This window comes from Anaerosporobacter sp. (assembly GCF_965301125.1).
Map to the genome: position 1 here is coordinate 13706 of NZ_CBDLAM010000077.1, position 892 is coordinate 14597.

An 892-nucleotide genomic window follows, 5' to 3' on the forward strand; every position below is an offset into this window, starting at 1 on the left:
ATCTCCAATATCTGTCCAATTTGTTACACTTCGGTTTAACTTTTGCATGATTGGCATCTGTAATCCATCAACCTTAGTGAAAATCATAACGCTAACCATGATATTTTGGTAGTGAACACGGTCAATGATAAAAGATGAAACAGTAGCATAGATTACGGAATATATAAATACATCAATTTCAAACATAAGTGCACAGATGCCATAAACAACGAAGTTAACTACGATAGCAACTCGTCCTACCTTAAAATTTGTGTGCTTTTTTGCTAGATAAACACCGACGATATCATGGCCACCGGTAGATCCGCCAGCTCGAAGAGCAAGACCAATACCATAGCCACATACAATACCACCAATTAGACAACCAGCCAAAGTATCGTCAATAATTGGTGATGTTGGTGAAGGAATTAATGTAAGGAATGTTGTCTGCGAGATAACAGCAATTAATGTTTTAATAAAGAAACTCTTGCCAACGCCTTTGTATGCCAGGATAAGAAGTGGAACATTAATTATAAAGTAAATTATACCAGTTAAGTCTATATTTCTTAATATACTTAAATGTGCATAATCAATAAGCAATGTACGTATAATCTGTGCGAAACCTAGGGAACCACCATTATATAAACCTAGCGGAACAATAAGCAGTTTTACTGCAATGGCAAAGATACAAGTACCAGCAAAAGCCTGGAAATACTTAAAGAGTTTAGATTGTGTTAAATTTTGAGTTGATAGATTTTGACTCATTTGGGCCTCCGTTAATTGTTTGGGTCAGTTTAATATTTTTTGATATTCGAAGAAATCATTTTGCTTCTTCTCGCAAATAACATTATACCACTTTTGTAGAAAAACAAAATAGAATAATCAATGAATGTCTCATGTCTGGTCCTTGACGGTA

Annotated in this window: 1 protein-coding gene; it reads right to left on the reverse strand. The window is 34.6% G+C overall.

Features of this window, described 5'->3' with window-relative positions:
• The coding region (locus tag ACW2QF_RS10120; protein ID WP_455715881.1) for a YitT family protein at nt 1-741 on the reverse strand (741 nt) is incomplete at its 3' end.
• Nucleotides 742-892: the final 151 nt, after the last annotated feature.